The sequence below is a fragment of the Paenibacillus sp. FSL H3-0310 genome (genome assembly GCF_038002785.1).
In the GTDB taxonomy this organism is placed as follows: Bacteria; Bacillota; Bacilli; order Paenibacillales; family Paenibacillaceae; genus Paenibacillus_AQ; species Paenibacillus_AQ odorifer.
In genome coordinates this window covers 1,870,415-1,893,328 of sequence record NZ_JBBODC010000001.1, presented here as the reverse complement: position 1 = coordinate 1,893,328, position 22,914 = coordinate 1,870,415, and the positions used below count along the sequence as shown (strand labels likewise).

The 22,914-nt window shown below is 42.2% G+C and carries 20 protein-coding genes; 3 read left to right on the top strand and 17 right to left on the bottom strand.

The genetic code is table 11. The features are described 5' to 3' along the window. Positions 1 to 3 precede the first annotated feature (3 nt). From MHH63_RS08480 to MHH63_RS08470, 3 genes are all read right to left on the bottom strand, one after another. Positions 4 to 1,923: an ABC transporter permease gene (locus MHH63_RS08480; protein WP_341171401.1), complete on the bottom strand. Its 1,920-nt coding sequence runs from the start codon at positions 1,921 to 1,923 to the stop codon at positions 4 to 6. Beyond that, on the bottom strand, positions 1,910 to 2,677 hold the full coding sequence (locus MHH63_RS08475) for an ABC transporter ATP-binding protein (RefSeq protein WP_341171400.1): 768 nt from the start codon (positions 2,675 to 2,677) through the stop codon (positions 1,910 to 1,912). The genes MHH63_RS08480 and MHH63_RS08475 overlap by 14 nt, the downstream gene beginning before the upstream one ends. 153 nt (positions 2,678 to 2,830) lie before the next feature. Next, positions 2,831 to 3,979 carry a VanZ family protein gene (locus MHH63_RS08470; protein WP_341171399.1) on the bottom strand — a complete coding sequence of 383 codons (1,149 nt, stop codon included), beginning with the start codon at positions 3,977 to 3,979 and terminating at the stop codon, positions 2,831 to 2,833. Positions 3,980 to 4,163: 184 nt separating this feature from the next. On the opposite strand from MHH63_RS08470, the gene MHH63_RS08465 reads away from it, so the two are divergent. After that, positions 4,164 to 5,210 (top strand): DUF418 domain-containing protein, encoded by a 1,047-nt coding sequence (locus MHH63_RS08465; RefSeq protein ID WP_076182853.1) that lies wholly within the window; start codon positions 4,164 to 4,166, stop codon positions 5,208 to 5,210. A gap of 131 nt (positions 5,211 to 5,341) precedes the next feature. On the opposite strand, the gene MHH63_RS08460 is transcribed toward MHH63_RS08465, so the two are convergent. From MHH63_RS08460 to MHH63_RS08445, 4 genes are all read right to left on the bottom strand, one after another. Then, entirely contained in the window at positions 5,342 to 6,982 is a 1,641-nt protein-coding gene (locus tag MHH63_RS08460; RefSeq protein WP_341171398.1) for an alkaline phosphatase, read from the bottom strand. Between the two features lie 172 nt (positions 6,983 to 7,154). Next, positions 7,155 to 7,529 (bottom strand): hypothetical protein, encoded by a 375-nt coding sequence (locus MHH63_RS08455; protein WP_076182861.1) that lies wholly within the window; start codon positions 7,527 to 7,529, stop codon positions 7,155 to 7,157. A 594-nt stretch (positions 7,530 to 8,123) separates the two neighbouring features. Then, positions 8,124 to 10,712: a metallophosphoesterase gene (locus tag MHH63_RS08450; RefSeq protein ID WP_341171397.1), complete on the bottom strand. Its 2,589-nt coding sequence runs from the start codon at positions 10,710 to 10,712 to the stop codon at positions 8,124 to 8,126. Between the two features lie 85 nt (positions 10,713 to 10,797). Continuing rightward, positions 10,798 to 11,670 (bottom strand): chitosanase, encoded by an 873-nt coding sequence (locus tag MHH63_RS08445; RefSeq protein WP_076127377.1) that lies wholly within the window; start codon positions 11,668 to 11,670, stop codon positions 10,798 to 10,800. 271 nt (positions 11,671 to 11,941) lie between these two features. On the opposite strand from MHH63_RS08445, the gene MHH63_RS08440 reads away from it, so the two are divergent. Continuing rightward, on the top strand, positions 11,942 to 12,781 hold the full coding sequence (locus tag MHH63_RS08440; RefSeq protein WP_076217885.1) for an AraC family transcriptional regulator: 840 nt from the start codon (positions 11,942 to 11,944) through the stop codon (positions 12,779 to 12,781). A gap of 20 nt (positions 12,782 to 12,801) precedes the next feature. On the opposite strand, the gene MHH63_RS08435 is transcribed toward MHH63_RS08440, so the two are convergent. The 3 genes from MHH63_RS08435 to MHH63_RS08425 all read right to left on the bottom strand — a co-directional run bounded on the left by MHH63_RS08435 (position 12,802) and on the right by MHH63_RS08425 (position 15,726). Further along, the gene (locus MHH63_RS08435) at positions 12,802 to 13,452 is read right to left on the bottom strand and encodes a polysaccharide deacetylase family protein (protein ID WP_175617280.1); all 651 of its coding nucleotides are present in this window, start codon (positions 13,450 to 13,452) and stop codon (positions 12,802 to 12,804) included. A gap of 78 nt (positions 13,453 to 13,530) precedes the next feature. Further along, on the bottom strand, positions 13,531 to 14,136 hold the full coding sequence (locus MHH63_RS08430; RefSeq protein WP_256716011.1) for a YkoP family protein: 606 nt from the start codon (positions 14,134 to 14,136) through the stop codon (positions 13,531 to 13,533). 321 nt (positions 14,137 to 14,457) lie between these two features. Continuing rightward, positions 14,458 to 15,726, bottom strand: coding sequence for a hypothetical protein (locus MHH63_RS08425; RefSeq protein ID WP_341171396.1), 1,269 nt, complete (start codon positions 15,724 to 15,726; stop codon positions 14,458 to 14,460). Positions 15,727 to 15,992: 266 nt separating this feature from the next. On the opposite strand from MHH63_RS08425, the gene MHH63_RS08420 reads away from it, so the two are divergent. Further along, a complete protein-coding gene (locus MHH63_RS08420) occupies positions 15,993 to 16,466 on the top strand; it encodes a hypothetical protein (RefSeq protein WP_248548586.1) in 474 nt (157 codons plus the stop codon). A 102-nt stretch (positions 16,467 to 16,568) separates the two neighbouring features. Here MHH63_RS08420 and MHH63_RS08415 read toward each other — a convergent pair whose 3' ends face one another. From MHH63_RS08415 to MHH63_RS08385, 7 genes are all read right to left on the bottom strand, one after another. Next, positions 16,569 to 17,777, bottom strand: a complete 1,209-nt coding sequence (locus MHH63_RS08415) for a hypothetical protein (RefSeq protein ID WP_248548620.1) — start codon at positions 17,775 to 17,777, stop codon at positions 16,569 to 16,571. Positions 17,778 to 17,811: 34 nt separating this feature from the next. After that, positions 17,812 to 19,206, bottom strand: coding sequence for a hypothetical protein (locus MHH63_RS08410; protein ID WP_339168538.1), 1,395 nt, complete (start codon positions 19,204 to 19,206; stop codon positions 17,812 to 17,814). A 61-nt stretch (positions 19,207 to 19,267) separates the two neighbouring features. Continuing rightward, on the bottom strand, positions 19,268 to 19,819 hold the full coding sequence (locus MHH63_RS08405) for a DUF4303 domain-containing protein (protein WP_076301694.1): 552 nt from the start codon (positions 19,817 to 19,819) through the stop codon (positions 19,268 to 19,270). 63 nt (positions 19,820 to 19,882) lie between these two features. After that, the gene (locus MHH63_RS08400) at positions 19,883 to 20,449 is read right to left on the bottom strand and encodes a hypothetical protein (protein WP_076127226.1); all 567 of its coding nucleotides are present in this window, start codon (positions 20,447 to 20,449) and stop codon (positions 19,883 to 19,885) included. A 37-nt stretch (positions 20,450 to 20,486) separates the two neighbouring features. Then, a complete protein-coding gene (locus MHH63_RS08395; protein WP_341171395.1) occupies positions 20,487 to 21,236 on the bottom strand; it encodes a hypothetical protein in 750 nt (249 codons plus the stop codon). A 180-nt stretch (positions 21,237 to 21,416) separates the two neighbouring features. Beyond that, the gene (locus MHH63_RS08390; protein ID WP_341171394.1) at positions 21,417 to 22,034 is read right to left on the bottom strand and encodes a hypothetical protein; all 618 of its coding nucleotides are present in this window, start codon (positions 22,032 to 22,034) and stop codon (positions 21,417 to 21,419) included. Positions 22,035 to 22,102: 68 nt separating this feature from the next. Continuing rightward, entirely contained in the window at positions 22,103 to 22,675 is a 573-nt protein-coding gene (locus MHH63_RS08385; protein ID WP_312148251.1) for a hypothetical protein, read from the bottom strand. Between the last annotated feature and the right edge of the window lie 239 nt (positions 22,676 to 22,914).

The window sequence follows — 22,914 nt, the reverse complement described above, 5'->3', positions numbered from 1 at the left end:
CAATCATCCTTCTGTTCTATTATTTAGTGTGATAATACGATTGTATGAAGCTACGGTTAAGAAATAATACAACCCATAAATTATGGTATAAGCAATCATCCAGAGCAACACTGGCTTTGCTAAATCTATCATCAGTAGACTAGAGAATGCTTTTAAAGCCACTACACTATGCAATAACCCTACTATAAGCGGTACAACAAAGATAACGAATACCTGTGACGCAATGGATTTCCGCATTTCTTTTGCACTGACACCCGTTTTATGCAGCATATTGTACTGTGCTTTATCTTCTTCTGCCTCAGTTAAAACTTTAAAGTAAATGATACTGCCTGTGGCAGCCAGAAATACGAGTCCAAGGAAACTTCCTATAAAAAGTAGAGAACCCACACTTTCCAAGCTTGTTTGGTAATCTTGAGGCCTGCTTGAAAATAGCGCTTCTTCAGGTAATTGGTTTGCAATTTTTGCAGATAAATCCACAGAGGCATCCTCTACCCCAAGAACACGATAGCGTAGCACTTCTCCATCATTCCGTAATACTTTATACTGTTCATCCGAGACTACAACTGTTATACCTGCTGTACCTGCATTTAATACGGTTTGTGTTTTAAAGCTTTGGAATGTGAGTGGATGGCCGTTGCCTGTTGTTATAGTTTTTCCTGTATACATAGGTGAGAACCTTTTGTTATATCCGATATCTAAAATAACCGCGTAGCCATCCTTTACATTTAATTTTTCTTTATGCTGTACATTTGCTAAGTTGTTGTATGTTTTTTCATTGATAACTGTATACACTCTTTTATCAGAGCTATCGAACGAGGATGGCGAGTTTAATTCTTTCGTATGAAACGTAATGGATAGCGTTTCGATATTTTCATCGTATTTTGTAGCTGGCAGTACAGCACTTACTTGTTTATCCATTTCTGCATCTGTTAATTGATACATAAAGGTATTCGGATTAATCGTTTTTGCCGAGTCATTCGTATTGTAATACAGGCTATAGACCGCTCCACCGGCAGTTACTGTTGTAGCACTCAACACAGCAATCACAGTTAATGTACGTGCATTCCCACGGATACGATAGAGCAGCTGCGAAATGGTTATTACATGAAGGCCCTTCCACAGCCACTTTTCATTTTTCTTAATCATTGCTAACACAAAGCCAGTCACACTGTGGAACAATAAAAATGTACCCACAATTACCGTTGTTAAAATAATTAATACGGTCATGAGAAATCCGATTTTTGCCCATACCTTAGAAGTGAAAAGGTCCTGCATTGCAAGCCAATAGCCCAAGACAATAAGTAACACTCCAAGAACAGCTACTATCATAGATGGTTTAGGCGCCACTTCTCCCTTTTTGGAAGCATGAAATAAATCAATCAGCTTAAATTGATAGATCAAGCGATAGCCTTGAAACGATGTCACTAAGAAAATAACCAGAAATACGATAGCCGTGTTCATCGCTGCCGCCGCTGAAAATGTAAAGGGTGCTACAACGTCATAACCCATTAAATGAATCAAAATCGTCATAAATCCTTTTGAACAAAGGAAGCCAAATACAATCCCTACTATTAAAGAGAATAATCCTAATAATAAATTTTCAAAAAAGAGCATAAAACCTATTTGACGATTACGTACCCCCAGCAACGCATACAGTGCGACTTCTTTTTTACGTCTTTTCATAAAAAATGAATTGGAATAAGCTATAAATATGAACACGAAAAAGATAAGAATGACTGCCGCTCCACTCATTAGGGAACCCAGTTTTTGGGATGAAGCCGTCTGTTCTGCTATCGTATCACTATATTTTAAGGTCACAAATGTAAAGTAAATGATGATACTAAACACCATCGATGCGATGTATAAAAAATATTGCGAGAAGTTTCTGGCTATATTTTTTCTTGCTAGACTAAATAACGTCATCTACCTCACCCCCAATGGCCGCATGAACATCTAAGATCTCTTGGAAGAAGGCTTTGCGTGTCTGATCACGACGATAGATTTCTGTTGAAAATGAACCATCCTTGATGAAAATGATCCGGCGGCAGAAGCTTGCGGCAAAGGCATCATGGGTCACCATCATAATGGTCGAATTGTTTTTTTCATTTAAAGTACTTAAGCTTTCCAATAAATCTGTTGCTGATTTAGAGTCAAGTGCACCTGTTGGTTCATCAGCCAAAATCAGTGCTGGCTCTGTCACGAGCGCTCTAGCCGCAGCGGTTCTTTGCTTTTGACCCCCAGAGATTTGGTAAGGATATTTCCCCAGTAAATCTTCAATCCCAAATACTTTAGAGATCTGAGTCACAAGGTGATTAATTTTCTTCGCTGGAATTTTAGCAATCGCCAGGGGAAGCAATATGTTCTCCTTTACCGTCAAGGAATCGAGTAAATTGTAATCTTGAAAGATGAACCCGAGATGTTCACGCCGGAAGTCTGACAAAGCTGCTTCCTTCAGATCATGAATACTCTTGTTCTTCATATATATCTTTCCTTCTGTTGGAGAATCTATGGTTGCTAACAAATTTAGCAAGGTTGATTTTCCCGCTCCGGAAGGTCCCATAATCCCTACAAACTCACCTTCATGAATGTCAAAAGACACGTTTTCCAACGCTGTGTAAGCAGCACTTAACTTCCCGTACACTTTTTTTACGTTTTCTACTTTTAATAATGGTTCCATTCATTTCACCTCATAATTTGCTGATACTTATACTATAGGCACCGAACCTTACAGCAAATTCATGCCAACCTTACAACAAGCTTAAATCTACAAAAAAAAGATACCCTGTAGCCATTTAAGACTACGGAGTATCCCTTTGCTATTGAATAGCATTCATTTTTTTCTCGTTGTATATAAATCAGAAGCTTCATCAAAGTAAAAGCGGCGTTTTTGTTTGCCAAACACGACTAATATAACATGAACCAACAATACGATTGTTAAAATGAGAGAGGTCAATCCAGCACCTAGCGTTAAGAATATAGATGCCTTATAAAATGGAGAATCCATTGATATTTCCACATTATTCAACGTTTTCGCAATGACTGTTATGAAGTACATCGCGTAAATGGCACCAAAGCGTTTAAATAATCGCTTGTTAGTTTCCACTCGACTTATTTTACTGTCATAGCGATAACGCATTATTTTCGTACCGATTGTCGATCCATTCCAAATCATCGGAATAATAAAAAAGGTTACAGAAAGTGTAATGGTGCTCGCAATAAATTCACTAACCATATTAACGTTGGTCATACTCAACACAACTTTAACTACTAGGTTGCTGATAAATAGATCAATAATAACAGCCAGTAACACAGACATCCCTCTTACTTCATCAAGTGCTAATAATCTTTCCGCTTTCTCCTTAATTTTCTTTTTTGACGGGAATAACGCCAACACAGCTGGAGCAATAAAGAACCCCAGTACACCGCCAGTAGTATTTAACAATAAATCATCCACATCAAAAATACGATAAGGGCAATTATAAATCCCGTAAATGCCGGTTACCTGTGTTATCTCATAAAATAAAGTTAATAAGAACGTGAAGCCTAGAGCTTTCTTCCAATATTTCTTATCTTGAAAAAAGTATCGCAGATAAACACCAAAAGGTAATAATAGCAAGAAATTAAAAAACGCTTGATAGAATGAGGGTTGGCTAAATAATAGCCTATAAGTTGCAGGCTGTGATAACACGATGCCACTATTCCCAAAGGTGCCCACTATAAATTGAAATGGCATAAGTGAATAATGTTGTGTACCCGGTTTTTGAAGAGAACAAGTGTTACGTATTTCCGGCAACGGCAACAATACTAAAAATAACGCTGCTAGAAAGTAAAAGATAAACGAAAACGAAATTAACGTGGTAGAAAAGGGAAGGTAATTATATTTTCTATAGGTATAAATGAGCCATGGGATAAATAAGGCAAATGCTAAAACCACAAAAAAGATCGCTGCCACAAAGATCGGTTGAGTATATGCTGACATTTCTAGTTCACACCCCAAAATGATTTAGTATTCATATTAACCATAAAACTGATTCTAATTCAACTGGAGTTGGAACATTTTATCAAATTTAAGGATCCTGTAATGTTGGCATCAATTTAATGTAAGGTTCGCAACTTATACTGACTCCTAGGCAAATAAAAATATTTTCAAAGGAGCACTATTAATGAATCCCTCCATTTCGCAAAAAGAAAGAATCATTTCACTCGACATCATTCGCGGACTTGCTCTTTTTGGCATTCTGCTTATAAATGTTGGAGCCTTTAAAGTTATTATGGAAGGAGATCCCTTACCAGACTATAGTGGCATTAATGGAATCATCCATAGCTTGATAATCATCTTCGTACAAAAAAAGTTCTTTTCTATTTTTTCATTCCTATTTGGTGTAGGTCTATACATTTTCGCCTCAAGAGCCGAAAGCCGGGGAGATAAACCCAGATGGCGTATGGCTAGACGTTTACTAATCCTTTTGCTGCTGGGAATCATTCATGTATTTATCTTTTGGGGAACCATTCTGCCCGCATATGCCATTATCGGATTGTTTCTGATCCCTTTTTATCACACAACGGTTTCTACACTTAAAAAGTGGCTTATGGGTATGACATCCATTTACATCATTTCCTTAGTGGTAAAAATATTCCTGCCTTCTCAAGGGGCAATCTCATCTATTCTTGATATTTTTTCTAATGACGCTATACAAATCTTTATTATGTTTTTAGCTGGTTTTTTAACCGCAAAGTCAGGTTGGCTGACACACATACAAGAATTAACAAGACCCATTAGATGGATTCAAATGGTATCATTTCTGTTGTTCATTGGTTTTTCACTATGGATTTGGAACGCTTCTCAAAATGGGAACAGCAATGTAGATTCAGTTACGGGCTTAGGATCTCTCCCAACCACTTTGTTCTACTTAACAACATTATTTCTACTATTAGAAAATAAACAAATGGTGAAATTCCTGAAACCCATATCACGGGTGGGTCAAATGGCGTTTACAAATTATGTAGCACAAAGCATTATAGGGACGGCAATCATTTCAATGATAGGTCTCGAAGTCGTTTCACCAAAAGATATTCTCTACATCGCAGTTCTGATTTATATGATTCAAATCATTTTTAGCACCATTTGGTTCAAGTTTTTTTCCATGGGCCCTTTAGAAAAGGTTTGGCGCTTGATGACCTATGGAACAAAGCCTGCAATAAAACGATAAAAGCTTCGCTTTCCTCGCCTCAATTCAAGTCGGAATTTCTTATCTAAACCCAAAAACCCCTTTTAAAAAGGGGTTTTTGGGTTTAAGCGCTTTAACTTTTAGGCGACAGATCACAACATGAACTTTAAGAATTAGAGAATTAAGTCCAAAGCATCCTGCGAAATCCACACTTTATCTTTAATCATTACTGTCAGCACATTTAGTTTCGTTGTTTTGCCATCCTGAATGGCGATATTTTTATCTATAGGCAGCTTGAGAACTTGGCCTGCTTTTTTCACTACAACCACCGGATTAGTCTTATCGGTCTTATCTAGGGTAATCGTAGCTCCTTTGGCCTTGAATTTATCACTGGATACGTACAGTGTATCCTGAAGCTGCGCCAGATTGAGTCCGGTCACTTCTTGAATATACTTATTCACATCCGTATTCTGGATTACACCGCTGTTCATGAAATCGGTCGGTTTAAAATTAGCCGGATGGTAGGCGAACAATCCAACTTCTTCCGATGTGTGATCATCCGTAGAGAAGGTTACACCTATTTTATCCCCCAAAATTTTACCGATGACTGGCGAAAGGTTATCCTGCATTCCCAATCTGACTTGATCCGCATCTTCTTTGGTTAGATCACTAAGTCCATAATTATCCGCAAGGACCTTTTTGAAATTGCTCTCATTAATACTGCCTTCAATGTAATAACTGGTGTGCTTCGCTTTCTTCAGCACGGAGATTAGATCTTTGGTAGAATCATAGTTCGTCATATTGAGCCCGCCGGTAGCATGATCCGAAACCGATAAGACTGCTGTATTCCCGTCCTTTTCTGCAAAATCAACAGCGGCTTTGAAGGCTTTATCAAACGCTAAGGTCTCACTCATAATCCCCACTGGATCGTTATCATGACCATACCAGTCAATCTGGCTTGCTTCGACCATCAGAATAAAACCATTCTCGTTCTGTGACAACTTCTCTATCGCTACATTGGACATTTCGGCAAGGCTCGGTTGCTTTTGCGGGTTCAGGTCAAAATCAGCATCCAGTGCTTCGGGGTTGAATAGTCCCCAGATTTTATTCGTTTTAGAATTCATTAAACCTGCTTTATCCGTTACGTATTCATACCCATTTGATTTCAGGATTTTGGTTAAATCTTCTCCGTCCTTGCGGTTAATGTCTTCTTTGCCGGGTACCAAATACCCGGAACCGCCCCCAAGTAGAACATCTACACCACTATAGACCATCTGTTCTGCAATAGACTGCGCATTGTCACGCGTGTATGCATGACTTAAAAATGTAGCCGGTGTCGCATCCGTTAATTCACAAGTGAATACCGTTCCTGTACTTTTACCTGCCATTCTCGCTGCATCCATAAGGGTAGGCAGAGGTTTGTTCATGTCCTCTGGTTTAACTGCGCTTACGAAAGGCATCGTTATTCGGTCTGGAAGTATGGATACCGTCTCACTCTTAACCTTATGGCCTGTGGCATAAGCCGTAGCTCCCGCAGCGGAATCTGTGGTCAGTGAATCCGTAGAATAGGTTCTCACCAGCCCGCTGAAATACTTATCCATCGCAAGCGCCTGACCTCCCTGATACCATCTGGCCAAGTTCACATCGGATAAGCTCATCCCATCCGTAATAAACAGGATTACGTTTTTGACAGATTTGTTGGTAGGAGCATCAGAGTTATTGGCGCCATCGGCGTAGGATGTTCCGTTGCCTGCTGCAAGCAGACTGCAAACCATAACTGTACTGCAAATTCTCCCGATAACCTTTTTGCGCATTTGAATCCTCCTCTAGCAGATTTTGTTAAGTACGTTACTAGTTTAAAGGAGGATTGTTTGCGGGAGCAGCACCTATTCTCTTATTTTATATTAAATTCTATGCATATTTTGTCTTGACCTGTGCTACTGATATTTGTAAAAAAGGGGCGCCCTAGGGGCACCCTTTGCATTATTATTGTCTTATTACGAGGACATCTCGAGGCGCTCTACCCGTGCTTTGAATTTGGGAAATTTCGGAGCTTGTAAGGATACGGCCTACCAATATCAACGAAGATGTGACATTGTTAAAGTTAAAATTATTCAAGTTCGCTACGTTTTGGCTGCCACGGAATACACGGAACGATCCCTGAAAGTTAATTCGCGAAAATAGTACAAGCGTTACTTGAGAGCTCTGCACAACATTTCTGAGACGGAAACTCGAGAGAACGTTGTTAAACCGAAACGCTCCAAGATCACGAACCGCAACTCCCCCACGTCTGAATCGAATCCGGCGATTGGTAAAATTAGTACCCGACCAAAGAGTAAGACGTATATCACTGTTAGCCAACTAAATCAACTCCTTCTCTGAGATTGATATAGTCTATTACTAACTTCAAAGAACGGTACAAGACAAATACAGTTGCACAAATGATTGTTTTTCAGATTTCCCTACGGTGGTATTATCCAAATCACCGAGTCGAGCCTCGGATATGTTAGCAGCCGAAGTGATTTTCCAGTTATATTCATCTAACTATTAGACACTTTCTTATACGTTAGGAGCGAATATGAAAAAAATAACTCAAACATTCGGGTATTTAGGTAGTACAATGTTGGCTGCAGCTTCACTGTCATGGATCTGCGTATTTTTGATTCACGGCTTACCTGGGGTCTATATATGGATGGCACTTAAATTTATCATCCCAATTCTAGGTTTCGTAGGCCTAATATTAAATATCTTTTTAATTATACTTTCAAGGGACAAATGCAGAGGTTATGCCGTTAAAAGGAACTCAAGTCACGCCAATGCGCAATGAATCATGATCTGGTAAAAAGTGAAGCTATCTTTTGGAGGAGTTACCCTAGGAGGAATGGACAGCTTCAACAACTATGAAAAAAAGGCGTTAACGGATGCCTAAGCCCCGTCAACGCCTCCTCTATCCATTCATTGCATTCCTGCCTCTGCTGGAAGCGAATTATTTCTTGTCCCCACTGCTTTAATCACGAAATTGTAGGCTTTAGCAGAATCTATGCCGTTTAATGTATAACTGTAACTCGTCTGACCGCTTACCGTCGGCACATACACGCTCCAATTTGTGCTGACTTTATCATTTTTCTCGTAAATCCGGTAACCTCGCACAGGCTCAGAGCTATTTGCTGGCGCTTTCCACGAAAGAACTGCACGGTTCCCTGACTGTCTTACTGCACTTGGATTTTCTACAATGCCGGGTTTGACGTCAGTCCGTTTAATACTGTAAGCATCATAGACGGCAAGAGGTTTATCTTTAACAGCTGTGTAGGATGTGAATTTCAGCACGTCGCTTGTAATGGAAACATCCACGAACATTTTCTTATTGGGCTGGTCGTTTTTTGCTGCAAAAAAAGTGTCTGCATCTGGATTAATGGCATAAAATTTCGAAGCGGCCGAGTTGCCCATCAGATACACGGTCCCTTTGGGATTCAGCACATTTCCTTGCTCATCGGTAATAACATTCTTAATCGGAACGTTGTTCAGCATTTGAAAAGACCTCATATACATATGGTCATGTCCCTCAAACACCATATCCACACCCAGCTCATCAAATACAGGAATTAGATATTTCCGGTAAAATTCTACCCGGTCGCTTTCTGCCGAAGCATTATCCCCTGAAGAATACGCTCCCTTATGCATCGAGACGAATTTCCACTTCTTGTCGGTCTTTGCCACTTGATTCCGCATCCATTCCAATTGCTTCGTGAACTGAATATCCGCTTTATACGGCTTAACCTCCCCTTCGTACTGGGAATTGATCTGCATAAACAGGGCATCGCCGTATTCGAAAGCATATACCGACCCGTCATGAGCGCCCGTCCCGACATCTTTTGGAAGATTAAAATGGTTATAGAAGTTGTTATTCGGATAATCCTCTATCTCATGGTTGCCGATAATCGGTGCAAATGGCACATTGGCAAATTCTTTTTTCGTCACACCTAAGAACCACTGCCACAACTGCTCCAGATCACCGTCATCCGTTAGATCCCCTGTAAGAAGAACAAACTTGGGATCTACCGTTTTCTCAATAGCTCTCTTAAAAGTATCCTGCCACAGATCGAAATTCGATTTACTTGAGCCTTGGGTGTCGGTTACATAGAGGAAATGGAAATCCTGATTATCCGCCTTGTCCGTGGTAAAAGAACCCGCCTCGCTCCAGCCGTCCGCATCACCGTTACCGGCCCGGTAGATATACTTGGTTCCAGGCTTAAGACCGCTTGCAATAACCTTGTGGCTGGCGAACTTTTTATACTTTTTGGAGCTTCTGTCTCCTGATGTCATTAAGGTTTCAATAACTGTTGCGCTGCCCTCATAAGAAGCTGCCAGTTGTTCCGGGAACTCGCTTCCTCCCGCATTGGTGGCCTCCACTACTTGCACTACTGTACCTCTGACGGTTTCGGCTGTATACCAGTCAAAGGCAATACTTGTCTTTGGGTCTCCATTAAAAGTCATGTTCAGCAGCGTTGGAGTTTTGATGCCGGTATCCGGAGACTTCGTCTTAAAACTCCATGTAATATCGTTCTCAGGTGTACGGCCATCCGTAGTCCCCTTAACAAGCTCTTTAGGGACGGTCACGTTGTAAGTTTTGCCGGCAGTGAAATTAGGGTGGCTGACTTTGACTGTGTCTTGACCGAGGAGTGAAGCAGAAATGTTGGTAAGAGGAAGATTGTTTTCTGTGATTACAACTTGATAACTATTGTCGAGGCTGATGGCTTTGTTAAACTTCACGGTGATCTCTGCGTTAAGGGGAACATCTGCAGCCCCTGAAGCGGGAGTTTTGCTTACCTCAAGTGTGGGAGTGTTCCCAGGTTCGCCGCTGCTGCGTGTTCCTTTAATTATCACATCTTTGATTCTGCTTGAGCCTGAGCTGGACACCGTTCCCCCGCTTACGCTTTTCGCAGAGTTTACCACCCAGCGGATATAGAGTACATCTTGATTGTTTGTTCCGGCAGGCAAAGCGAGGTTAGTTAATTTGCAGGAATTATTGGAACAATTAAAATTGTTCTGGGCTAGAACAAGGTTGCCGCCCGTAACATCTATCCATTCCTGTTGATCTATACTGTATTGCACCTTAAAATCCCTGGGTCCTGTACTTGAAGAGGTTTGCTGTGAAGAGAGGAAGATCCCTTCGAAGCCTTGGGTAGAAAGCGTGGCAAGCCAGTATTTTAGGCCCGTTCCTTCATGCCAGCCCTGGTTGCGTACGCTGTTCTCACTTGACTCATAGGTGTACGCATCCGTATTAGTTCCTACATCACGAATGGATGAAGACGTCTGATATACCCCGCCTGTAGCCGGAAATACACCGTTTTCGCCTTTGTCTTTAAAAATCCACTGGGCAATCGTTTCCTGAACTGCAGTTGCTTCATTTACAAGGTCTTCCTCAATTTCTTCCCTTCCTGCTGAGACAAAACCGGTCAACTCCATGGCAAGCAGCAAACCTATAACCATTAGACTGATTACCTTGTAAAATCTATTTTTGAGATAAGATTGGTTGTTATCCATTCAGCCCATCTCCCTCTTCCTTAATCTCACTTATCATCGAACCGCCGTCTTCGAGAAGAACGGCGGTTCTGCCCTTACCTTCCGGTTATTGGAGTTCCCAGTCGGTGACTTGAAGGATTGCCGAATCTGCACCCTTCAGGTCTGTCTCTCCCATGTTCAGCAAATTGCTCCACTGCTTCACACGGTTCTTGCCGTTAGGCGGAGAGTTGTACTCATTAGTATCCACAATCTTGGTCCGTTCTTTATAAAATTTGGTCATAAAAGTCTTCTCATCCGTGCTGCTTCCGGATTTACCCAAAAGCCCTTGAAGGGTCTCGGAGCCGCCGGTAGCTCCATGGTTCAGCGCTGCATCCACGAAGGAACCAATAGTTAATGCCGAGTTAAAGCCGCGTTTGCGGGCCTGCTCCACACTGTATTTAATATAGATATTGTAGAACGTTTTCCACATAGCCTCTCTCCACTCGGGATCATTTTGCAAATTGCCGATTTTTCTGCAGAAGCTCTCTTCGCTTTCATTGATCTCGAGGATCTTCCCTTTCATCGAACCCTTAACACCGATCCGGGCCAATGCGCCTTTAACCGAAGGATTACTCGCGCCTTTGGCAGCGTCATATGCCTTGAACAGATCCGGACCGTCGGGACCGGTATCATTTGAGCCGCCTGTAGTCGCACCGAATATTCCAATCGTATACCCGCGGTCATCATCAATATCTTCACAATATCCGTAAAAATTGATCCAGTTCAGATCGTCCTGCTCCGGTTTGTTGACAAGCATCATAATATTGTTCCACTGCTCACCATCCAGACCTGTGTTGTCACGCAAGAATTGAAGTGTTGCCGGTGAGAAATTAGAATCAGGGTTCCCTGCCGCATAACTTTTCTGTTGAGATGTTTTGGACAGACAGCCATAAGAAAAAATCATTGAAAAACTGAGCAGAATCATCAATGAAAATTTCATCTTCTTGGAAACCTTACTCTTCGTTGAATTTAGCACCGCAATCTCTCCTTTAATTGAATAGTTTAAGCGCTTTAACTTTTAGTGGCAGTGAACCTTATCCCTAACCTATCTGAGCATGACAGCCCTCCTTTTTCCAACACTTGGTAATTCAATTTAAGCTTATCTCAAAAACTTTGTCCAAACAGCACGTATTTTCTTGTAAATATTAATTTTTATACATATGTTGCTACAAACCATAGATTAAGTCTACAATCCTCTTAGGAGGTGCTGAATGAAACCGGTATTTTATGAGTCTACTCTTTTTGACATCAGCCGCAAGAAACAGGTATACACCAGCATGCCTTCAAGACACTATCATGATGCATATGAGATTCTGTATTTAATATCCGGGGATTTTTATTATTTTATAGGGGACAGAACTTACCAGGTTGCGGGCGGAACACTACTATTTATGGATATTCACGAAATGCACAAACTGGTCAATTCCGGCTGCAATATGTATGAACGGGTTACACTCCTGTTTAAAAAAGAATTCCTGCAGCATTTCTGCACCGGCAGTCAATGTGAGGAACTGCTCGAATTGTTCAAAAGTGATTACCGTGCTTTGAAGATGACCGGGATGGATCAATATTTCATCGAACAGCTTTTTCAGAAAATGATCCAGGAGGGGAAGAAGCAAGCCCGCGGATATGAACAGTACCAACAAATATTATTGGTGGAGCTGCTCCTCTATCTTAATCGTAAACTATTTGACAGCCGCGTAGCTTCATTTGTAGAATCCAATCGTACACATAAGAAAGTCCTGGACATCGTTAATTATGTAAATCAACATTATATGGAACCGCTCAAGCTCTGTGAGATTTCACGGCAATTCGACATAAGCTCTTCCTACCTTTGCCGCACTTTTAAAGAATCCACCGGGTTCAGCTTCATTGAATATATCAATAACATCCGCATTAAAAAAGCGCGTGATTTGCTGGTTGGCTCTTCTTTTAATGTTACTGAAATTGCGGGAATGGTTGGGTTCGATAACACCTCCCACTTTGGACGAACCTTCAAATTAATAATGGGCATCTCGCCGCTCTGCTTCCGCAAACAATTTAAGTCTTAATAACAAATCACTGGAATACATCAAGACATTTCATCAAGCCGAACAAATTGCAAGTTTCTTGCCTGTAGTTGGTTTAGCACTTCTTCTAAAGCTTGCAGCATAAAATAAGGAGCATGCCGGTCCGCGCCCGCAGTCTCTCCGCTGTCGTGAAGTAAAACAACGGAGCCATCGGTGATTCCACCTAATAAAATGGCCTGCATCCGGGTTTGACAGGCCCGGATGTTCCAGTCACTCGCCTTCAGCGACCATAAAACAATTCGATACTGCTTGTGCCGAAAGAAATCAAATAGATTGATTAATCCCCAGGGTGGACGGTAATGATTGGGTCTGATTCCGACAATAGACTCTATAATATCAGCGGAGCGTTCCAGATGTTCTCGCCTAATCGTACTGGGCAGCATCAGCCAATTAGAGGTATGGCAGTAATTATGGATGCCAATCTGATGGCCTTCCCGATCCATTCTTCTGATCAGATCTGGATACTGCTCCGCTCGCGCTCCAAGCACGAAAAAAGTAGCCTTCACTTGATGTAACTTCAATAAATCCAGCAACTCCGGCGTATATTTCGGATGTGGCCCATCATCAAAAGTGAATGCCACCTGTTTTTCTACCGTTCCTTTGCGAAAGACACCAAAGCCGCTCACTCGTGTAATCAAACTTGGAATAAACATGTAAAGAGTAGCGGCACATAGTATTCCTCCTATCAGATATGTAAGTATGATTACACCTCCTTATAACAAGCTTAAGACCTATCCAGAGTAGTTCTGTCCGGGTGAAAATCGATTTTTCAGTGAGGCGCGTGAATGGATCAGTAACATCGGGACCAGTTGCTCTGTTCGCCGATTGATTCTTTGTCTCCCTTCAGGATGCATGGCAGACAGCAGCAATCGAAGATAGATGGTGGTGATGCGTTCGAAAACGCCGGACTTTATATTTTGTTGTTCAAAACCAAGACCGTGCGTTAATCCCCGATGGAGCAGTGTAATCCCCAATAAAGCCTTGACCTGCCTGAACTCCGACTGCGATTCGAACGCTTCATTGATTTGCTGCATTGATTTGCGCAGCATGCGAGCCGTTTGCAGTGCGGCACGATCCGATCCTTCGGACCGGATCAACTTCAGGATTCTTTCATTGTCGAGGTGGAGTTCTCCCACCCACTCTCCCTGATTGATGACCGTGGCGTCTTGGCATACAATAGGCTGTCCCCGGTGCTTTTTTAGCATCACGGTACATATACCAAAGCGTGACTTATGTGATCCGCGAAAATGTGAAAGCAACGCAAAAGTTTTTTCCCACATCATCCAGACGGACTGCACCGTGTTTTTACGTATTTTGAAACCCAACTTTTTCACCATCCTTAAAACGGTTATTGTCTCTTATTTCATCCATTGTACCTAACGAAACTTTCTTTTTTCCTAACGTCTACTTCTATTTGACGCTATTCACCGGAATTTCTCTGCGTGTAAATCAGATTTTTTATACAATTATTTTCATTAAGATCTAAATTTGTGGCATCTAGTTAAAAAAACTTTCTGACCTAAAAAAAGGACAAAATTTAGTAGGTCTTAAATTAGACAACTTCTGCAAGAAAATCCAACTACATAAAGAAAAACCCATGTCTCTTGGACATGAGTTTCGGATGTTATCTTTTTGACTAAATCAATCTGGTTTCACTATCATTCCAAACTACCCAACTCTACCACATCTCCGCTGGTGGCCTTCACGGCATAATCACAATCCAGCTTTCCGCACAGCACATACCTCTTCTGCCCAGGATCATATACATAGACGGGTGTTAATTCGAACCATCCCTTGAGCTTATCATAAGCTTCGTCATGGCTCACAGCAATTTCACCTTCGCTCTTGAATTCATCAAACATATCGAGCATTAGCTTGTTATCCATATAATTTATAACCTTATAATTGTTCGTATCGATGAACAGGAAAAGCTTACGCTGAAAAATACGATTACTTGGCGCATTCATCCTCAATGTCACTTGAATATGTCCTCTTTCCCGATGTAAAGTCTTCAATATCCATTGTCCGGACTCATCCGGATAGAGCTGGCTTAAACCAACTTCGACTGCGGTTATACATTGTGCTTGTTCTATGTCTGTGATTGAAAATGAATCTGGATGCGGCTCACGTGCTATTGCCTGTTCGATTGTAACCACTTCTTGCAGACGGATCTCCATCCTTGCGAACTGTTTCGTGTCCGCTTGCTCCCACTGCATTACTTGATCAATATTCAGTCGTGCTCTCGTTCCTGATATCATCTCAAATGGAATTGTGGTTGTTCCATCATTTGTAATGTAGATTTCTTCTATCCCATAGATCGGCAGGAGATGCTTCATCTCGTACACTGGATATTCTATAAGCTGTAGTTGGTTTTTCGCCAGTGGCTCTACCGCTTGAAGCGTGAGAGAATAATCCTCTTTTTGCACAAGGGAACTGGAAGGAAACTGGCGATAGACACTATAAAAAATAATCCTACCTTCCCCATCGAAGCGTAACTCCATTCGCCCGCCGGGAGAGATAGGTATACCGTCTATACATTCGGCAAAATAATATTCTCCTCTTTCTTCCTTCAATAGGTAGAATTGTTTACCATATTCAAGCCCTACTTCAGCTTCCATCCACTGAATAACCCCATTTAATTCAATGTTATGGAATGGTGTTCGATTTGCATAAGATTTCCCTCCAACAAAAATAACACTTTTATAGTTACAGGATAGCAAGTCAAGTGTAATGACTGCAGTTCCTTCCGGATTATAATCTTCCTTCCATTCCTTAATGTGAAAAGGAAACCATTCCATACTAAGCAAATAGTCGGTTTCTCCCAGCATCGTAACTTCGCGATAAATTTCTTTTGTATGTAAGTAGTAGTTGTCCAGTCCATAGGTTTGCTGTGTAGCATTAACTAGTTCTTTGATTCGGAAATCCATATCAGTGCACCCCACAAAATTGATACCTATATCATATCATTACTTAGCAATGATTATGAAGCAAGCGAATCATATCTGCTACATATTCTACGATCTTATGTAATGGGTTTTGCTGGTGTTCAGAAAATGATCAGTAGCTTGGGGTTTAATAATGCAGAGTGTATCAATCGATTGTACAAGTCAGGAAAATTCACCCTGCTGACTCAAACCTTGCCAGAATACTAAACATGTATAGTGAACACATATTTTAATGGAGGTATATCATCATGATTGACATCATTGACGGAAATGCGGCATTAATACATTTTTTTCCACTTCCGTTGCATCTTTATTCTAAGAATATTGCTTGTATTGTTGCTGTGGCGCATGCAGAAGAACGGGGTCCAAATTTAACAGGCCTCATAAATGCTCTATACTCGAAGGGATATACAGATCTTGAACATCTATTAAATTCCACATGGAAAACACTATATCAAGTTCCGAGGTTGGGCCAGCAAAGACTGGTGCTTCTACTTAGTTTACTAGAACGAATTTCTGCAGATCCCAAGACCATAGAAAACTATACAGCTGTCCCTCATGTTACCATCCACAGTAAAAAGGAAATGAAAGAATTAACTTTAAAGAGGATCATTAAGAAGTATAACGAAACATTTGTAGAGGTATTAACTGAAGACACCGAAAAAGAAGCTCGTTTAAAGAAAATTAAAGATAGACTCCGAGAAATGGGGATGATCGTATAACAAAACCCCGCCAGTATAGTGAAGTGCACCCCTTAGAATAGACATTGGATAAACCCCTGGGTCATTCCGATTTCTATTCTAGGGGTGTGACTTTCAATTCATTTAGTAATCGCGTGCTGCATCGAACCAGTGTTGAGCCATCTCCTCTGTGATAGGCTGGCCAATCAGGTGGTCAGACTGGCTAAGTTGCCATACCGCTTCACCAAGGTCTTCTCGTTCGGTGGTTTCGATGCCCTTAAGATTGTTGAAGCGCACGGTGAAAGCGGTAATGGCGGCCTCGGCTTCAGCAAAGCTACGGGCTTCGGACAAGGTTACCTGTGCAACGTTGTAAGCTTCATTAGCCAGCTTGGCTAGACGTTTAGCCCAGGAGGAGAATGGGCGGCCAAACTCGGTCGTCCACCACTCTGGCTTTCGTAATTGGCTCACTGAAGCATGGTCGGTCCAAGAACGGGTTTCAGCGCGAGTTTTCATTTGCTTTTTTAGACGCTTGCCAGCGCTTTCTTCGACATTGTAGGCGATGAATCTGTCAAGCAACGGCCACGCGTTCAAGGTCGGCAAGTCCCCCAGATCAGGCATGAAGCGCAGCTCCAGATTCGTTAACTGGGTATGATGAGCTAATAAATTCAGGTGGCAGAAGTTTCCCCACAAACTCAGTGATTTAAGGTTTGGGTACCGGTTTAGACACTCTAGCGAGATGGGCTGTCCCAGCGGTGCGTTATGTAGCGTCAAGCTCGTTACCTGGTGCAGCTCCCCCATATCGGGCAGCAAAAAAGGGGGATCATTCTTACGTCGGCCGGTGCGCGGTGCTAGTGTAAGAGAAGATGGCATTTCGCCTGTGGCCGAGAAGCGTGATAGATCGCCGGACACACTCAGGCGGAAAGGCTGCTTCGGAAGTATTAGGCTAAGGGACCTCCCGGATGGTTCCAACTCGACATGTAAGCCATGCAAATTGGACTGACTGGCGTCCGCCACCGTGTCTGCAGACAGGATCGGAGTCCATGTCATCTCTTCAATGGGACGTTTCTGTGCCCAGTCAAAGAAGCCTGAATCACTGCCTGTATAATGCAGAAATCGCGGCCAGGGAGAGCCAGCCGGTGTGGCAAAGACATCGAATACGGTCCAATCGATAGGCGCATCAGACGCGACATGAAGGTCAACCTTTTTCCCCAATTGCGACGGACCCATGGATAGACTGCCCACACCGGGCTTAAGGACAAGAGTATGACTACGTGGACCTGTCAGGTTGATAGGATAACTACCAACTTCTCTAACAGAACCAGCTGAAGGACCAGCTTGGCTATCATTTGGCATTTCTATCATCCTTTCCTCTAATGCATATCAAGATCTAACTATTTACACCTGACTCTATCGTGTCTGTAATAAATTGTTTGAATCTTGTAAAATACCGCTCTGATGCTTCCCAGCGCCTAAGATCCAAATAGGACATGTCCTGCTTGCCATATTGATCGGGCGGCTGATAATTCCGGGAAACATAAGTTCCATTGTCCACTGTATAAAAATAATACGCTTCATCTGGAGTCCTGATTTCAATCCGACCATGTAGGAGGTCTCCGTCCTCGTCCGTATGCGTTTGACGGAAGCTGTAACATTTAGAGCCGTCCCAGAACCCGCCATTATCCTCCACTTCCGAATATAATTCCCGAATTACAGTGTGTTGCAAAATGTCTTGCACATACTGTACCTCAATGTTTCGTAGATAAAGCTCAGCCATATTAACGCAGGTCAGCAACATCGTCCAGCAATCGCTAATCTCTGCTAGTTGTTCCTGAGACTCTTCTGTAATGTCCTCCCACTCAGACCCTTCTTCTATGGTTCTCTTCAACAAACCGACAGAATGATCTTGCTCAAGCCAAATATAATAGTGATGCCGGTTATCATTCATATAAACGCTAAGATCCCGCTCATCCCCGTCAGCATCAATATGCTCCAGTTGAACTTTGAAAAAAACGTCTTGCTCCCGAAAATTAAAAGAAGGCTTGTCACTTGGCATTAAAATACACTGCGTCAACTTCAATATATTTTCTTCATTGATTGTGTTATGGGTGAAATATAAATGAATAGCTTTCTTGCTAGTGGGGGATTCCTTTATTTTTTTTAGAGCAGAACGGCCTTCTTTAATTACGTTCACCAGTGTGCCAAAGGAAAAGTCCTCCTCATCCTCTTCCATATCCAAAAAAACTTCATCAATCAACACTTCATGAATGTCTACCGGAAGCTCCTGAAATACGCCGTCCCCCTCCCACACATTTACTAAGCAGGCGATCGATTTATGTCCGTCCACTTTGAAACTGTACTCGTCATCCTGAACTAAAACCGCAGCGCTGAGATCACCTTTAACAATCGTTTCCCCATGATTGTAGGAGCCGCATAATATTTCCTCAATCATCAGGTTGCCCGAAACATAAATTTCCTGACCGCCTACAGCTATATTTTTTGCACTCATATTACCGGTCACCAAAAGCCCTATGGCACCATCTGTTTCTTTATTATAAAGATTGTCTACAGTAAAATTTCCTTCTATAAAAATGATGATTACCTCTTTTTGTTGCGGGAAAGGTTGCTCCCAATCTAGATTAAGAGAAGGCAGCGTCAAATCCCCTTCATAGTAAGCGGCAAGTTGCTCGTCACTAAAATCTTGGTAAAACTTCGCCCACCAAGATCCTTCGGGAAATTTATCTGCTAGTTGGCTAATAGGAATGAATCGAAAAAGATTGCTCATAAATTATTTTCCTCTCATTTTAAATCCGAATATAGTAGACGATTTCCGAAAGCGGAGGCTTCTACTCCGCCGCTTCCGCCAACCATACTTGCATAGCTGGAGATTCTGCCCGATTCAAACGGAGGGCGATTTCAGTATTGATCTCATCCGGCGGCATGACTTCGACAAGGACGCATACTGACTCTCGCAGTTGATTCAAGGCAAACACACCTTCATCATCGAGTATTTTCATCGCCAGCTCCATGGCCTTCAGCCTCAAATCAAACTCGCGATTCCCTTCGTCATCCTCAAGAACCGCAATGAAAGAACGATCGGTAAATCGTTGTTTAACATTATCAAAGTTCTCATCGCCGAAACAACAATAGGGCGAATCCGCATAAGACCATTTGATAAGTTCCGCAATCGTCGATGCCGGTGTGTCACTTTCGACGCCTTGCCTGGCTGCTTCTACCTCCAAAGCTTCCCACGACCAGGCGGAGATACTTGGCGCATGTCCCTCGCCAGTAGTGTAAAGGGTACAGTAATAGTAACGTTCGCCATTTTCAAAAAGAGCGCGAAAAGACGTTCTAGCAGCATCGGCGATCTCTATCGCCAGCCTCTCTATTTCTTGCATCTGCTTCCTCCTTTCCGTTAGTGGATCCGTTCAGGCAGGATGTCTTCTATTTGCTCCAGCCTTCTAGAAATGATATGGCGGTGCTTTTTCTACTACAAGGTTATCAGGATGAACATCAGTTGGCTCATAGTCATTCATACGGAGAAGGATATACTCAATCTCTTCTAATGGCATCTGCAATTTCTGGCTGACTTCATAAAGATCCATGTCTTGCGAAAGTAGGTCCCGTGCTTGATTTAACTTTCCATTTAGCCAATTGTTTTCGAGCATCCATTTTTTCACTAGGTCCAGTAGTTGATTTTGGTTTTCCTTAACTGCATGCTTATTATATTTAGCAACTGACTCTGACAAATAGTTAAAAAGGTGAATACCTAATCCCTCACGTTGTTCATGCTTGGACATCCGTTGGTACTGCTCATAACTTATGCTGATATCTAATTCGAGGGTATGATCCCTGCTATCAAACCGTCTGGATGTTTTTCGACCATAACCTTCAGGTAAAACACGCAACACAAAAAAGATATCATAGGGAAACTCCCATGTATTTGCTAATTCCTCTAAGGGCAGCAGTTCATCTCTCAATTGACCCACACACGTTCCATGTGTATCCAAAGTAAAAACTAGTTTCATGCATACCTCCCTCTCCCAGACTTACGGAGCACCCAGATCAGCTGTTATTTTCTGAAATCGCTTCGCAGCCTTTCGACAAGAGCCACTGCTCCATTACGACAAATGCCTGCCCCATATCCTGTTCATAGAAGATGGCCACCTCTTGCTGGTAGGCATAATTCAACCGTACATAGCCTCCCAGCTGCCGGTAGAACAGGAAACAAACATAGGTATTCTCAATAAACAAATCCGGCGGAAATTCATGTTGGCACAATCCAGCCAGTTCGGGTAGCGTAAGCTGGGCCTGCCCTTGTGGCAAACGCAAAAAGCGATGGCTGCGAGTGCCCGTCCACGGTTCATAATAGACGCTCTCCCCTTGACTGATTCCATACACCTGACGATAAATTTCGTCCAGCACCAAGGCGTACAACCCTTCGTCTTCCTGCTCCCCTGCCTGCAGGGAAATCGCCTTTACGTGCTCCGCATGCCGAGGTAGCCAAAGCAGCCCAGTTGTCTGGGGATGTATTGCCAGAAAATCACCGTCCACCGTTGTACCTATAACGATACACTCACCGATCTGTTGTTCAGTAATGGGGCTATTCTCGTCATGCTCCCATAATCCGTACTCTGCAAAAGGTTTAAGCACCTCCGCATCCGGAAACTGAACATTCAGCCACCCTCTGTAAGTCCCTTCGCCGAATCGCCGCAAAAACCGGAGGTAGCCCGGTGGATAAACAGTGGCGTCTTCCTTTGCAAGTGCTTGGTTTTGACCATCAGACAGCGGTTTTGGCCGAGATACGATGTACATAAATACTCCTCCTGCTGCCCCAACATGCAACTCCTCCAGATAAGAGAATTCTTTAAAATATTGCAGGTTGAGCAGCTTTTTTATCCAAGATAATACTGAAATTTTAGAGAGTGCAACATATCAATCCCCAATTTTTGAATTCTCCAGCTTGGCCAATGCCTCGGTGTAATTTGCCCTGAACTATTTGCCACCCGTCACAAGCCCATATTTATTGAAAATCCACGATTTGCTCAAATCTTGAATCGCACCATGGCTTATACGCACAGAAGGCTTTTGCTCCTTCATAGCATCTGCATCATGCGCCGAGAAGCGAAGCGGCTTTGTCATTTTTTTAATAGCACCCGTTATTTCATCGAAAAACGTATATGTTAACGGCTTATGGTCCCGAATATCCTCATAGATATAATACTTCCCTTTTTCATCTTCCAAATCTATTTGAAAGCCTTTAGGAAATGATAGCAAGATACACGGCAGTTCATCCTCTGCCCATTGTCCGTAATATGGAAAATAGACACCTTCATTTCTCGCGAAAAATCCAGAGCTTTCATTATCAGACGCAACAGAAATAGAATAAACAAAGAAAGGGAGACCCTCATTCCTTTTTTCTTCTGTCGTAAAATAATAATAAAAGATCTGATACGCCTCATACACCTGATTCAGATCATGCTCTGTCTGGGCATAATTAGTTAGATGAAATTGCGCTTGCTTTTGTTCAAAACGCTTCAAAACGCTTTCAAACTCTTCCGGCCTGATGAAGAATCTAAGTTTATAAAATCCGCTGTTCTTTAATTTATCCATTTCTTTTCGCTCACCGCCATGTATTAAAATGTCATCTCAGATGTCCTTAGCCATTTACTCGTGTATTTTCAAAATTCATATTTCACAAATCGATTTTTGAGAGCTTCTTCGTACGGGATCCACTCCCAGTCACTCCATAAAGACATGCTTACGATTTCTGACAGCTTATCTACGGCTAGTCCCGGACTCGTAATGCCAATGAAGCCGTCAAAATCCTCATTACGGATATCCAACGCTTTTCGCAAGTAATCATCATTGAGACGCTCTTCCCGGAGTTGTTCATATTCATCCCTCGTCCACTGTTCACAAAAGATCTTTTCGGCTTGAATGTCTCCATTCTCGAACAACGACAACTCGAATATTTCCTCATTCATATATCCGGCGGTCATCACTGGCTCCCCGGTAAGCTGGGACAACGTTTTACCGGCCTTCTTCACCGTACCCCATACAAAATAATCGTGGAGCACGCTGATCCAGTTTTCGTTGCTTTTGCTTACATACATGACAACCTTGCTCTCTGGAGCTTCATGATTTTTCTTGCCTAATACTTTGGCATGCCCTTCACTTAGCTCTCTTAATGCTTCGACAGTCTTCTCAAGGTTATTCGACTTGATATGCAAATTTGCGAATGATCTTCCCACGAAATGGCCTCCTCTAATCGCTTTTTTAATCAGCCGGATTCTTATTTATATCCTATTGATCGGTTCTATGAATGTCTCATATTTCCATTATAGTGATCGCTTGTCCTGAGTCTACCTACTTTTCACCTGGATTTTAGAAATAACCTTTGCACAGAAAGAGTTATAACCTTGACCGTTCAACACAATCTCTAGTCCCTTCCCCACTCCGCTCTTAAAAAAAGGAGGGTATCCCTCTGCCA